The 12080-nt window shown below is 67.3% G+C and carries 14 protein-coding genes; 6 read left to right on the forward strand and 8 right to left on the reverse strand.

From position 1 onward, the window contains the following. Window positions 1–81: 81 nt before the first annotated feature. From ACFPIJ_RS47580 to ACFPIJ_RS47595, 4 genes are all read right to left on the reverse strand, one after another. Entirely contained in the window at window positions 82–492 is a 411-nt protein-coding gene (locus tag ACFPIJ_RS47580; RefSeq protein WP_380126112.1) for a hypothetical protein, read from the reverse strand. Between the two features lie 49 nt (window positions 493–541). Beyond that, window positions 542–1672 (reverse strand): GAF domain-containing sensor histidine kinase, encoded by a 1131-nt coding sequence (locus ACFPIJ_RS47585; RefSeq protein WP_380126113.1) that lies wholly within the window; start codon window positions 1670–1672, stop codon window positions 542–544. 304 nt (window positions 1673–1976) lie between these two features. After that, entirely contained in the window at window positions 1977–2540 is a 564-nt protein-coding gene (locus ACFPIJ_RS47590; RefSeq protein ID WP_380126114.1) for a CGNR zinc finger domain-containing protein, read from the reverse strand. Next, window positions 2530–3303, reverse strand: coding sequence for a DUF6196 family protein (locus ACFPIJ_RS47595; RefSeq protein ID WP_380126115.1), 774 nt, complete (start codon window positions 3301–3303; stop codon window positions 2530–2532). The genes ACFPIJ_RS47590 and ACFPIJ_RS47595 overlap by 11 nt, the downstream gene beginning before the upstream one ends. A gap of 175 nt (window positions 3304–3478) precedes the next feature. Between ACFPIJ_RS47595 and ACFPIJ_RS47600 the strand changes: the two genes are divergently transcribed. Then, window positions 3479–4272 (forward strand): IS5 family transposase gene (locus ACFPIJ_RS47600; protein WP_380126125.1). Its coding sequence is split into 2 segments (ribosomal slippage): window positions 3479–3815 and window positions 3815–4272, totalling 795 coding nucleotides; the frame shifts between segments, so codons are not numbered across the junction. A 159-nt stretch (window positions 4273–4431) separates the two neighbouring features. Here the strand turns inward: ACFPIJ_RS47600 and ACFPIJ_RS47605 are convergent. Both ACFPIJ_RS47605 and ACFPIJ_RS47610 read right to left on the reverse strand, forming a co-directional pair. Next, window positions 4432–4857: a YrdB family protein gene (locus ACFPIJ_RS47605; RefSeq protein ID WP_380126116.1), complete on the reverse strand. Its 426-nt coding sequence runs from the start codon at window positions 4855–4857 to the stop codon at window positions 4432–4434. Between the two features lie 141 nt (window positions 4858–4998). After that, on the reverse strand, window positions 4999–5568 hold the full coding sequence (locus tag ACFPIJ_RS47610) for a permease (RefSeq protein ID WP_380126117.1): 570 nt from the start codon (window positions 5566–5568) through the stop codon (window positions 4999–5001). A gap of 399 nt (window positions 5569–5967) precedes the next feature. Between ACFPIJ_RS47610 and ACFPIJ_RS47615 the strand changes: the two genes are divergently transcribed. Continuing rightward, window positions 5968–6855: a LysR family transcriptional regulator ArgP gene (locus ACFPIJ_RS47615; protein ID WP_380126118.1), complete on the forward strand. Its 888-nt coding sequence runs from the start codon at window positions 5968–5970 to the stop codon at window positions 6853–6855. A 30-nt stretch (window positions 6856–6885) separates the two neighbouring features. Here ACFPIJ_RS47615 and ACFPIJ_RS47620 read toward each other — a convergent pair whose 3' ends face one another. Beyond that, on the reverse strand, window positions 6886–7572 hold the full coding sequence (locus ACFPIJ_RS47620; protein ID WP_380126119.1) for a TetR/AcrR family transcriptional regulator: 687 nt from the start codon (window positions 7570–7572) through the stop codon (window positions 6886–6888). A 131-nt stretch (window positions 7573–7703) separates the two neighbouring features. Between ACFPIJ_RS47620 and ACFPIJ_RS47625 the strand changes: the two genes are divergently transcribed. Beyond that, window positions 7704–9131 carry an MFS transporter gene (locus tag ACFPIJ_RS47625; RefSeq protein WP_380126120.1) on the forward strand — a complete coding sequence of 476 codons (1428 nt, stop codon included), beginning with the start codon at window positions 7704–7706 and terminating at the stop codon, window positions 9129–9131. 64 nt (window positions 9132–9195) lie between these two features. Further along, window positions 9196–10032, forward strand: coding sequence for an SDR family oxidoreductase (locus ACFPIJ_RS47630; protein ID WP_380126121.1), 837 nt, complete (start codon window positions 9196–9198; stop codon window positions 10030–10032). 203 nt (window positions 10033–10235) lie between these two features. Here ACFPIJ_RS47630 and ACFPIJ_RS47635 read toward each other — a convergent pair whose 3' ends face one another. Then, window positions 10236–10808 (reverse strand): dihydrofolate reductase family protein, encoded by a 573-nt coding sequence (locus ACFPIJ_RS47635; protein ID WP_380126122.1) that lies wholly within the window; start codon window positions 10806–10808, stop codon window positions 10236–10238. Window positions 10809–11484: 676 nt separating this feature from the next. On the opposite strand from ACFPIJ_RS47635, the gene ACFPIJ_RS47640 reads away from it, so the two are divergent. Both ACFPIJ_RS47640 and ACFPIJ_RS47645 read left to right on the forward strand, forming a co-directional pair. Next, entirely contained in the window at window positions 11485–11703 is a 219-nt protein-coding gene (locus tag ACFPIJ_RS47640) for a hypothetical protein (protein WP_380126123.1), read from the forward strand. A gap of 36 nt (window positions 11704–11739) precedes the next feature. Then, window positions 11740–12080 (forward strand): DDE-type integrase/transposase/recombinase (locus ACFPIJ_RS47645; protein ID WP_380126124.1); only part of this gene is annotated, 341 nt, incomplete at its 3' end.

Consider the following 12080-nt stretch of genomic DNA (forward strand, 5'->3'; position numbering starts at 1 on the left):
TCGACCAGATCGAAGACCGTATCGACTGTCTCGACGATCCGTTCCTGCATGTGGTGCTCCTCATTATGGTTTGACACACATTTAGGCGAGCACACGCCGTATCGCGATGGCGGTCATCGTCACCGCCACCAGCCCGCCGAGCACCCGCCGGTACCGGGCCCGGCAAGCACCGGGCACCAGTTGACGGACGCCACTGCCGATCGGATCCAATACGCCGAACCCGGCCATCAGCGCAGTCGCGACGCCATGACCGTAAGGGCTTTGAATTATGCACTCCAGCTCATGATTCTGACGTACCGTTAAATTCGCTAATGTGACGCTGGGGGTCCTTGCAGCGGCGGACCGTCGCCGCGATGGTGCGTTGGGCAGCTCGAGCGCCCGCTGCACGCTGAGCGCGGCCAGGGCGGGATCTGCGCGCTCGATCAACCGGACCGGGCCGAGGTTACGCAGCCGCCCGGCCCGCGCCGCGATATCGGCGAGCGAGGTAGTCACCGGACGGCACCGACATGGTCGGCCCAGCGCCGCCCGCGATTGCTGGCGGTCAGTGAACCGCGAGGGGGATCTCGGCGTGTAGGGAGGTGCCGTGACCGACCGGGCTGTCCAGCGTGATGGTTCCGCCCAGGGCTTCGACCCGGTCGGTGAGCCCGATGAGGCCGGAGCCGCGTGCTGGGTCGGCGCCGCCGATGCCGTTGTCGCGCACCGTCATGTGGAGTCGGCCGTCGCTGACCGCTGTGTCGACGTGCACGACGGTGGCCCGTGCGTGCTTGGCGGCATTGGCCAGCGCCTCGGCCACGACGTAGTAGCTGGCCACCTCGACCGGTTCGGGCAGCCGGTCGGAGCACACGTCGAGCTGCACCGCCACGGCGGAACGGCGAGCGAGGGATCTGAGTGCCGGCCCCAGGCCTCCTTCGGACAGGATCGCCGGGTGGATGCCGCGGGAGATCTCCCGCAGCTCGTCCAGTGCGCTGGTCAGCCCGTCGGTGAGCGCCGACAGCCGCGCCCGCGGCTCGGACATGCTGCCGGCCGGCAGGTCCGCCTCGATCATGCGCGCCTGCACGGCGAGCGAAACCAGTCGCTGCTGGATCCCGTCGTGCAGGTCCCGTTCGATGCATCGGCGGGCCTGGTCAGCCGCGATCACTACACGGGCCCGCGATGCGACCAGGTCGGCTCGGGCCTGGGCATTGGCGATCGCGATGCCGACCAGTTCGGTGAAGTCCGCGATGCGTGCTTCGGCGTCGGCGACCATTGGCTCTTCCTGGGTCGTGAAGGCCACAGTCACCCCCCAGAGGCGTCCCTCAACGGCGATCGGTGCGCCCACCGCCGAGCGGGTCCCCAGCTCGCGAATCTGTGCGGCGAGCGAGCCGGAACCGTAAACGTATTTGTTGACCCGGACGGAACGGCCAGTGCGCCACACCTGCGCCGTGACAGGGCTCTCCTTCAGCGATCCGCGCGTGCCGACCGGGAGCCCCACGCCACTGCTTGCGAGTATGGTGATCGTGCCATCCGCCTCATAGCGGTTGATTGTCGCGCCGTCGGCGCCGATGAGCGACTCAAGTTCCGCTGCGACCGCGTCGAAGACCACGGTCGGCGGCACACCGCGGGCGACCAGTGTGGCAACGCGTTGCAACGCCGCCTGTTGCTCAACGACCTGGGCGACGTCGGCAGGCCTCATCCAGGCTCACCCCACATCACCAGCCATCTAGCGTGTCGTGATGCTGGTCCCGCCACCTAGCGTAGCTCTCGACGACTTGCTCCACATCGATGTGGGCGGAGCGGATCGCCGCAAGGACCTCGTGACGGTGGCGTTACAGCATGAAGTCCCAGTGAATGGTTCACGATGGCCTGCGGGCTTCCCGAAGAGCGACCGGGCCGACGCGCACGCCCCGGCCGACATGGTCCGCATCCGGCGTTACCAGCTGCGGCAGGTCGCAGCGGACTCCGGCATCACCGCCAGCGCCGAACGTGAAGAACACTTGTCACTGGGTCGATCCGTCCTGGTTCAGGTTGGTGGCATGACCGTGCTGTCGGCGGTCGTTGTAGGCCCTGACGCGGGCGCGGTTGCCGCAGACGGCGGTGTCGCACCAGCGGCGGTCCGGCCGGGACGTGATGAAGAGTTTGAGGCAGTCCTGTCCTTGGCAGGCCATGAGTGGCGGGCCGGTCAGGAGCAGGTCGAGCGCGGCGCGAGTGAGGTGCTGCGCGATGACCCAAGCCGGCGGGGCGTCTGGCAGGGCGGCGAGAGTTGGGCGGCCGTGTTGCCAGCGAAGGTCGAGGCTCGATGCCGATCTGGCAAGTGCCAGCAGCCGCGCGGTCGGTCCTGGTGCGGGCCGGCCTCCGCCGGTCGCGCTATGCAGGAGAAGTTGCACGTCGTCCCGGGTTTCCCGCAGCGCGAGCAGGCCATCGGCATCGACGGCGTTGCCCGCCGTCCGAAAGCCGGGCCAGGCGTCTATCCAGGTTCGCCATTGAGTGAGGGTCGCGATGCGGTCGCGGTGGCTTGACGAGCGTGTATTCGCGAATGCGATCGCGACAGGGTCAGGCGCCATCGCCTCGCCCCGCGGAGCGCAGCACGTTGCGGCCCGTCGTCCCGTCCGACCATGTGTAGCTCTCGGTCAAGAGAAGCTGTCCGTCGGTACCTTTCTCGACGCGCATCGAAGCGGTGCCGGTCTGCAAAAGGCCGTCGACGCCGAGTTGGGTGTAGGCGGTGCGCACCCGGTCGTGCTCGCGGCGGCCGACGAGGCGCCCTGTAACGATCTGCCCGCCGGTGTAGCTAGCCTCGACGATGCCATCGTGCTCGTGAAACTCGAACCAGGTATCGCGGGAGATCGCGCTCGCGGGCGATGTCGCCACGACTTCAAACACGTGCAGGTCGAGATCCAGCGGGTCGCCGCCGACCGGCAGCCGAAGTTCGTCGATCAAATTGTGCACGGCGTCGGTCACCTCCAGGGGGTAGCCGAGGTAGTCGAAGATCCCGCCACGGCGCGGGTTGTCGCCGCAGATCACGAAGACGCCGCTACCCAGGCGCTGCTTGATCGTCGTTGCCAGCCATCCGACGTAGCCGCTGTTGTCGACATTCGGCGGGAACGTGGTCAGGGTGACACCGAACTGCTCGCCGACGTGCGGTGCGGCAGGCACGAGGGCGCACCAGCCATCGACGTCTTTGGCCGTAGCGAGGGCCCGGACCGGCGGATCGCCCCCAATACGTTGGAAACACCAAGCTCCGGGCAGGTGGACCAGCTGCGCTGCGCGCAGCACCGCCCGGAGCCTTCGTTCGGACTCGACAGGACGCTCACGCGAGATCGACACCATCCGGCCAGCATAGTTAATGCCATTTCCCATTACAAGGTCGACTCAAGTCGGACGCGTCAAGAGTTTGAGGCCATCGGAGTAATAGGTCCTAACAAATTTGAGCGAGGGTCTTCCGTCCTTTGTGGAGGATGATCTAGCATCTTCGGTCGTGAGGCGTGGTGAGCAGCCGCCGTGGATTGTGCCGGACGGGCTGTGGCAGCGCATCGAGCCGTTGCTGCCCAAGCCCAAGCGCGACCCGCGGCGTCCGGGTCGGCCGCGGATGCCGGACCGGCAGGTGTTGTCCGGCATTCTGTTCGTGCTGCACACCGGGATCCCGTGGGAGTTCTTGCCCCAAGAACTGGGGTTCGGGTCCGGGATGACCTGCTGGCGACGCCTGGAGGAGTGGAACTCCGCCGGGGTGTGGCAGCGGCTGCACGAACTGCTCCTCGCTGAGCTGCATGGTGCGGGGAAGCTGGACTGGTCCAGGGCGGTTATCGACTCCTCGCACGTGCGGGCGGCGCGACGTGGCCCAAAAGCGGCCCGAGCCCGGTCGACCGCGCCCGAGCGGGCTCCAAGCACCACGTCCTGACCGAGGGCGCCGGCATCCCCCTGGCCGTGTCACTGACCGGCGGCAACCGCAACGACGTCACCGAACTGCTCCCACTGATCGACAAGGTCCCACCGGTACGGGGCCGGCGCGGCCGGCCCCGGCAGCGGCCGGACGAGGTGTTCGCCGACCGCGCCTACGACCACGACAAGTACCGCAAGGCCGTGCGTGCCAAGGGCGTCCGACCACGCATCGCCCGCCGCGGCACACCCCACGGCTCCGGCCTGGGCGTGTACAGGTGGGTGATCGAACGCACGATCGCCTGGTACCACGGCATGAAACGACTGCGCATCCGCTGGGAACGTCGCGACGACGTGCACGAGGCGTTCCTTGGCCTCGCCACCTGCATCATCACGTACCGCCACGTCGTACGACTTTGTTAGGACCTCTAAGGCGATCTGTAGGTCGGTCCCTGGTTCTGTCTGCTGTTGCGCACCGTCTCGGGGGTGACGTAGCCGCTGTCCAGGAGGTGCTCAGCCGGCACCATGCGCTGCACGACCAGCGCGCGGATCTTCGGTAGCAGCCAGCTGGCGCTGAACCGTTCAGGGTGGGCCGGCCTTTCCTCTGGATGCGGCACGGCCGCGCCAGATGGTGGCAGCGATGGTGTTGGGCACGACGACCATGATGAACACCGCGCCCAGTGCCGGTTGGCCGGTGGCGAAAAGGGCAACGGCGGCAGCCCCGAACACGAGGGCTTTGACGGCTAGCTGCCCCGCTAGCGATACCTTGTATCGCGCCCGTGGCGCTGCGAACATGCCCCACAGAGCGGCGGCGAGCAGGGGCGCGCCGATCGCGAGGGCACCCTTGATGAGTACGGTGTCGCCGATTTCGAGTCCCCAGTATCCGAGACAGGCAAGCGCGACGAGTTCCAGGATGAAGGCCAGCAACTCGTTGGCGGTGAACACACCCCGGTTCGGGCCGCTACCTTGGGGGCCTTGTTCAGAGGTGGGGGCGGTGTTGGCTGTCATGATGGTTCCTGCTCATTCGGTCTCGGGCCGGCTCGACCCGTGTTGGCGTGAAATGCCGGTGCAGGGCACGGATGTAGATGGACCTGCTGGGTGCGGGACAGGCCAGCGGCGTTGGTGGCCTGTCCCGGCGGGTGTGACCGGTCAGACGCCGGCCACGTCGAGGGCGAGTGTCACGGCGCCGACGACCGCCATGAGGCCGGTGACCACCGCCACGCGGCGGACAGAGCCACCGGTGCGTGTCGCGGCCCGCCAGTACAGGGCGGTGCCGGCGAGCATGATGGCCGCCTCGATGATGGCCGTCAGTAGCGGGTAGCGCCACAGGCCAAGGCCGAGGCGGGGAAACCCGCCGAGGTCGCCCGGGAGCAGTGGCATGTCTGTGCGGTGGACGAGCAGGTCGAGTAGCCAGTGAGAGAAGACCACCGCGCCGATGACCGTGCCCGATCGCCGGCCCCACCACCGGGCCGCCAGCAGTCCGGTGAGCGAGGCGATGACCAGCGCGCCGAGCAGGGAGTGGGTGTAGTCGGCGTGGATGATTTTGTTGCCGTACCCGCCGGTGGTGCCCGGTACGGGATCCAGGCGCTCGACGCCGGTGAGTAACAGGGGTGTGAACAGGACGTCCAGCCAGACGGTGGCGAGCATCAGCGCCCACAGTGGTACGGGTCGTTCGACTGACTTGACCGCGGCGGCCAGCCCGAAGTGTCCGGTAATCATGATTCCTCGGATCGTGGGGAGGGCCAGGGGAGGCGGGCGTCGAGTGCGCCGATCATTGCGGCGAACAGGATGACGCCCAGGATGAAGGCCATAGGGGCTCCAGGTTTGGTTGGCTGCGATGGTGGTCGATCAGGCACGGCGACCGGTTGACGGAACTGTTGCCGAACCTGCCTGCTTCTTCGCCTCGGGCGTGCCGGATTCCGTGGGCAGGCCGATCAGCAGGACGTCAGCCAGCACGGCGATCCGATCGTCGTACCGGCGAAGATTTCGAGGTTGTAGCTTCGATCAGCGCGTCCCGGTCGTTCATGAAGTGCTCCTCGTGCCGATCACACGGCGACCGTACAGCCGGCGACAGCCACACTCCATTTCATGATTTTCACCGAACATTAGAATCACTGAATGGCTCTGGATGCACAGCAGTTACAGACCCTCGAGGCCGTGGTGCGTGAGGGCAGCTTCGAGGCCGCGGCCCGGGCGCTGCGAGTAACCCCGTCAGCGGTCAGCCAGCGGGTCAAGGCGCTCGAACAGGCCGCCGGGCAGGTACTCGTCCGCCGCGCAAAGCCATGCCAGGTGACCGCGGCCGGCGAGCCGTTGCTGCGGCTGGCCGGCCAACTCGCCTTGCTGGAGCGCGAAGCCCTCGACACCGCCCGCGGCACCGCCGACGGCTCCTGGATCCGCGCAGCGGTCGTGGTGAACGCCGACTCCCTCGCCACCTGGTTCCTGTCCGCACTCGCCGCGCTGCCGCCCGCCAACCGACTGCTGTTCGACGTGTACCAGGACGACCAGGACTACACCGCTGACCTGCTGCGCAGCGGGACCGTGATGGCTGCGGTGACGTCGCAGCACGTGCCCGTGCAGGGCTGCCGGACACAGCGGCTGGGCCACATGCGCTACGTCGCGGTCGCCGCACCCGGCGTGCGCCGGCAGTGGTTCCCGGACGGGCCGACCCCGGAGGCGTTCGCGGTCGCACCGATGATCGTGCTCAACCGCAAGGACCACCTGCAACACCGGTTCATGCGCACGGTGACCCGCCGACACCTCGACCCGCCGATCCACTACATCCCGTCGGTCGAGGCATGCAACCGGGCCATCCAGCTCGGCCTCGGCTGGGCTATGGCATCGGTCAAGCTCGTCGCCGACGATCTTGCCGCTGGACGCTACGAGGAGCTCTTCCCCGGCCGGGAACTCAGGGTCCCCTTGTACTGGCAGCACTGGCGGATCGACTCGGCCGTTCTCAGCACCCTCACCGCAGCCGTGACCTCCGCCGCCGCCAATGCCCTGCACTGATGAACCAGCACAGCGAGCCGCCCGGAAAGCTCATTGGCCCACTTTGGGCCGAGCGACGGCGGGAGTGTTCAGGATGCCGTTGAGCAGGACGCGCAGGCCCCATCGGTCACGGTCGCCGCTGGACAGGAGCGGTTCGCGCATGCGGGTGATCATGGGGTACTGGTCGGCGGGCAGGGAGGCGTAGTGCCGGTCGACGTCTGCGAGATGGTCGGCCTCGGTCATCTGCTTGGCGTTGTAGGCGCTCTGCTCGGCGGCGGCGGCGGTGATGTGGAGATAGATCAGGTCGATGGCCCAGGCGGCGGTGGTGTCGTCCAAGCCGCCCTCTTTGAGCAGGGCGAGCATGCGGTCCAGGATCCGTAGCGCGTTGAGCCCGGTGGGGATGCCGCCGAGCGCGACCAGGGCGAGGCCTTCGTGCCGGCTCATCGCCTCGATGGTGGCGGTGGCCAGCGCGTGTAGTCGTTCCTGCCAGGCGCCCTTGTCGGGAAGAGTCACGTGTCCCAGGGCCGTATCCAGCATCGCGGCCATCAGGTCGTCGCGGTTGTTGACGTAGACGTACAGCGAAGCTGGACCGGTGTCGAGTTCCTGGGCGACGCGGCGCATGGTCAACGCGTCCAGCCCGTCACGGTCCAGGATCTGCAGCCCGGTGGCAACGATCACTTCACGGCTGAGGGGGGCCTTGGCGGGACGAGCCCGCCGGCTGATCGGGGCACTGCTCATTCAGTGAGCGTATCTCGATCGTGACGATCGCTGTTTGACACGAACCCCGTTCGTCTCATAGCGTCCAAACGAACAACGTTCGTCCCGAATGACGTTCGCTCCACCGACGCTTCTCTTGAAAGCTGCTATCCATGACCACAACCATCAACCCGGCTACGGCGGGTGTGATCTCGCCGGCGCGTCGCTGGGCCATCCTCGGCGTGGTGCTGGCCGCCGCCGTCCTTGACCTACTGGACGCGACGATCACCAACATCGCCGCACCGACCATCGCCGCCGACCTGCACGGCGGCACCGCGCTGGTGCAGTGGCTGGGCGCCGGCTACGCGCTGGCACTGGGCGTGCTGCTGGTCGTCGGCGGACGGCTGGGCGACAAATACGGCCGCCGCCGTCTGTTCCTGATCGGCATCACCGGCTTCACCCTCGCCTCCGTCGGTTGCGGGCTCGCCTTCGACCCTGCGTCGATCATCGTTGCCCGGCTTGTGCAGGGCGCCTTCGGCGCGCTGCTCATCCCGCAGGGTTTCGGCATTCTTGGCGCCGTCTTTCCTCGCGAGCAGCTCGGCAAGGCGTTCAGCGCCTTCGCCCCAGGGATGGGGCTGGCCGCGGTCGGCGGCCCGATCCTGGCGGGGTTCCTGATCGACGCGAACCTGCTGGGCCTGTCCTGGCGGTCGATGTTCCTCATCAACATCGTGCTCGGCGGGGCCGCGATCCTCGCCGCGCTGCGCCTGCTCCCCGCCGACGACGGCGACACCGGCGTGTCCATTGACGGGCTCGGCTCGGCGTTGCTGGGCATGGCGATGCTCACGCTGCTGTTCGGCCTGATCGACGGCTCCGGCAACGGCTGGTCGACATGGCCGCTCGTCTGCATCATCGTCGGCGCGCTGTTCTTCGCGGCGTTCGGCCGCCGTCAGGTGACTGCCGACAACCCCCTGATTCAGCCGTCGCTGCTGCGCAACCGCGGGTTCACTTCCGGTCTGATCCTCGGCATCGTGTTCTTCGCCGCGGTCTCGGGCCTGTTGTATGTCGTGTCGCTGTTCCTGCAGAACGGCCTGCACTACTCGCCGATGCGCACCGCCGTGGTCGGCATGGCCCCGATCGCCGCCGGTATCGTCATCGCCTCGATCGCGGCCTTCCGTCTGATCGCCAAGCTCGGCCGGACCCTCATCTTCATCGGCCTGCTCATCACGCTGGCCGGCACCCTCGAGTTGCTGGCCGCGGTACACGCCGCCGGAGCCTCCATCGGCACCGCGCAGCTCGTGCCGGCCGCGCTGGTCATCGGGCTCGGGATGGGCACCTGCTTCGGCACCGTCTACGACGTCACCATTGGCGATGTCGACGCCGCCGAAGCCGGCAGCGGCAGTGGCTCCCTGTCGGCCGTCCAGCAACTCGCCAACGCCATCGGCGCCGCCGCCGTCACCACCGTCTACTTCCACGCCCTCAGCCCCGGCGCCGACCAGGCTCACGCCATGACCGTCAGCCTCCTGGTCGTCGCGGCCGTCACCCTGGCCAGTTGCTGCCTGGTCTGGCTGCTGCCCCGCAGAGCCCGGCCCCAGCACCACTGACCAACACCCACCGACCGGCTCCCACTCAACCCACCACTACATCCAACACAAAGGAGCGCACGACATGATCCTCATCACCGGAGGCCGCGGCGCGGTCGCCACCAACCTGCTGGGCCTGCTGCATGACCAAGGCCTGCCCGTGCAGGTCGCCTCCTCCGACCCGACCAAACTCGACCTCCCCGACGGCGTGGAGTCGGTGAAACTCGACCTCACCGACCCGGCCACCTTCCCCACCGCCCTGTCCGGGATCACCCAGGTCTTCCTGTACGCCACCGCCGACCACATCGGCGAGTTCGTCGACCAGGCCGTCAAAGCCGGCGTCGCGCACGTGGTGATCCTCTCGTCGGCGGCGGTGCTCGGCCCAGATCCCGAACACGACCCGGTCGCCAAGTCCCACCTGGATGTGGAGCAGGCACTGCTGGCCTCGCCGATCCCGACCACGATCCTGCGGCCCGGCTCCTTCGCCGGCAACGCCGGAGCCTGGGCGTGGCCCATCAAATCCGGGCAGCCGGTCAGCCTGCCCTACCCCAATTCCTTCAACGACCCCATCCACGAAGCCGACATCGCCGAAGCCGCCTACGCCGTCCTCACCGACCCCGCCCATCAGGGCGGCCAGTTCTACCTGACGGGCCCCCAGGCCATGACCTTCGCCGAGCAGATCGACCAACTCGCCGACGTGATCGGGCATCCGATCACCATCAACCACGTCACCCGTCAGCAGTGGAAGCAGGAAATGGCCGACTACATACCTGGCCCGTACGCCGACTCCCTCCTCGACTGGTGGGCGTCCAACGACGGCAAACCCGTCGAACTCACCACCACCGTGCAAGACCTCACAGGCCACCCCGCCCGCACCTTCACCACCTGGGCAGGCGACCACATCAACTCCTTCAAAAGCTGACATCACAAGGCCTAGAAGCTAGGGGTTCGAGTCCCTTCGGGCGCGCACCATCAAGGGGCGGTTGAACTGTGGAAACGCAGGTCAACCGCTTCCTTTTGCTCATCCACTGTGGACCTGCCGTGTTCCGAAGGTGATCGGCTGTTTCGGAAGTGTCCAGGCCGGTCCGTCGTGGAAGCTCGAGGTGACGCCGCCGTGGGGGCTGCTCAGGCCTGCCCCGCAGCCGTGGCTTGCCCGGTGCCCGGCGCGTACGTCAGCACCACGACGCCGGACTTGAAGGCGGTGGTACCGAGCAGCCGGAACGACGCCATCCCGTCGCCGCCGGCGAACAGGCGCGTACCGTCGCCGATCACGACCGGGTAGGTCACCAGTCGAACCTCATCGATCACGTCGTGCGGCAGCAGCCGGCGGACGAGTTCGTTGCTGCCGAAGACGAGCAGGTCACCGGCCAGCTCGGCCTTCAGCTTGGCGATCCTGGTGACCACGTCGTCATCGATGACGGTCGTGTTGTTCCACATGGCCTGGTCCAGAGTGGTGGACACGACGTACTTGGGCATCGCGTTCACCTTGTCGACGTACCCGGCCTCGTCGGTCATGTTCGGCCAGGACTCGGCGAAGCCCTCGTAGGTCACGCGGCCCAGCAGCAGCGCCTCGGCCGCGCGCAACTGGCGCAGACTCCCCATCATCGAGTCGGCACTGACGAACTGGAACGCCCAGCGGTCTGGGCGTTCAATGACCCCGTCAAGCGTGGTGAACATCGAGACGACGAGCTTACCCATGACGTTCCTCCTGGTCGTCAGCGCGTGGCTTCGGTCAGCACGTCCCGGTCGTTCATGAAGTGCTCCCCAAAACGATCACAGGACGACCGTACGGCCGGCGACAACCACACTCCAGTTCGTGATATTCATCGAAGATTAGAATTATTTGATGGCCCTGGACACCAGGGCGCCGGCAAAGTCGTGGCGGGTGTCCGGCTTGTGGTCTCAAGCGGTGCGAGTACGTTTTCCAGGTCGCGAGGGCATCGCCACCTGGATCGTGGACTCCGCACTGCCCGACGAGGACAAGGATGCGCTACGACGGTTCGTCGGCCGGTTCCAGTCGTTGCGGTTCGCCCGGGACCATGGTCGACCGAGACGTGCCGAACGACCTGTCTGCGGCGCGCCGCTCGGAGGGATGCTCGAAGGGATGAGCGAAGTCCGGCTGAGGAGGTGCCGTGGAAACGCCCACCACTGCCCACGTGATCCTGGGCTACGACGGGTCCCTTGTGGTGAACACCGCGATCGATGTCGGTGCGGCCCTGTTCCCCGGGGCGTCCGCACGGATCACACATCTGTGGACTCCGCCGTTCGCCAGTGACAGCATGCGCCGGCGCCTGTGGAGGGGCACCGCCCACATCGACGACTTCGTCGGGGTCTGTTGCATTGGGCGTTGCCCTGGTCAGGCAGGCTTGAACGGATGGAGTACTCGAACCGCCGGCGTCCGGCCCTGCCACCGCGGTCGGCGTTCGCCGGGTTCCGGTTCCCGCCCGACGTCATCATCGTCGCCATCCGGCTCTACCTGCGGTACAACCTGTCCTACCACGACGTCGAAGAACCCGTCCTCGAGCGGGATGTCGAGGTCGACCATGTCACCGTCTTCCGCTGGGTCCAGCAGTTCACCCCCGCTACTCGCTGACGCGACCCGGCGGTGCCGGCACGCACCCGGCGACAGGTGGTTCACCGACGAAACCTACGTCAAGGTCAACGGCGTCTGGCGGTACGTGTACCGGCCGTCGACCAGCACAGCCAGGTCATCGACGTACTCGTCTCAGCCCGCCGCGACGCTGCTGCGGCACGCCGGTTCTTCCGCCGAGCGATGACCACCCTGAAGGTCCAACCCACCGAGGTCGTCACCGACGCGACACCGGTGTACCCGGCCGCCCTCGACAAGGTGGTCCCGTCGGCGTGGCACCACGTCGAACGGCATACCAACAACCAAGTAGAAGCAGACCAAGCGAGTAGCCGGGGGGAGTCTCACCCCCCGGCCCTCTCAGAACCGTGCGTAAACCTCTC

Source organism: Dactylosporangium cerinum (assembly GCF_042653625.1).
In the GTDB taxonomy this organism is placed as follows: Bacteria; Actinomycetota; Actinomycetes; order Mycobacteriales; family Micromonosporaceae; genus Dactylosporangium; species Dactylosporangium cerinum.

Bases quoted from the DNA above. Each gene is read 5' to 3' on its own strand.
- ACFPIJ_RS47585 (WP_380126113.1), bottom strand. From the start codon at position 1,672: ATGAGGCCTGCCGACGTCGCCCAGGTCGTTGAGCAACAGGCGGCGTTG.
- ACFPIJ_RS47590 (WP_380126114.1), bottom strand. From the start codon at position 2,540: ATGGCGCCTGACCCTGTCGCGATCGCATTCGCGAATACACGCTCGTCA.
- ACFPIJ_RS47595 (WP_380126115.1), bottom strand. From the start codon at position 3,303: ATGGTGTCGATCTCGCGTGAGCGTCCTGTCGAGTCCGAACGAAGGCTC.
- ACFPIJ_RS47605 (WP_380126116.1), bottom strand. From the start codon at position 4,857: ATGACAGCCAACACCGCCCCCACCTCTGAACAAGGCCCCCAAGGTAGC.
- ACFPIJ_RS47610 (WP_380126117.1), bottom strand. From the start codon at position 5,568: ATGATTACCGGACACTTCGGGCTGGCCGCCGCGGTCAAGTCAGTCGAA.
- ACFPIJ_RS47615 (WP_380126118.1), top strand. From the start codon at position 5,968: ATGGCTCTGGATGCACAGCAGTTACAGACCCTCGAGGCCGTGGTGCGT.
- ACFPIJ_RS47620 (WP_380126119.1), bottom strand. From the start codon at position 7,572: ATGAGCAGTGCCCCGATCAGCCGGCGGGCTCGTCCCGCCAAGGCCCCC.
- ACFPIJ_RS47625 (WP_380126120.1), top strand. From the start codon at position 7,704: ATGACCACAACCATCAACCCGGCTACGGCGGGTGTGATCTCGCCGGCG.
- ACFPIJ_RS47630 (WP_380126121.1), top strand. From the start codon at position 9,196: ATGATCCTCATCACCGGAGGCCGCGGCGCGGTCGCCACCAACCTGCTG.
- ACFPIJ_RS47635 (WP_380126122.1), bottom strand. From the start codon at position 10,808: ATGGGTAAGCTCGTCGTCTCGATGTTCACCACGCTTGACGGGGTCATT.
- ACFPIJ_RS47640 (WP_380126123.1), top strand. From the start codon at position 11,485: ATGGAGTACTCGAACCGCCGGCGTCCGGCCCTGCCACCGCGGTCGGCG.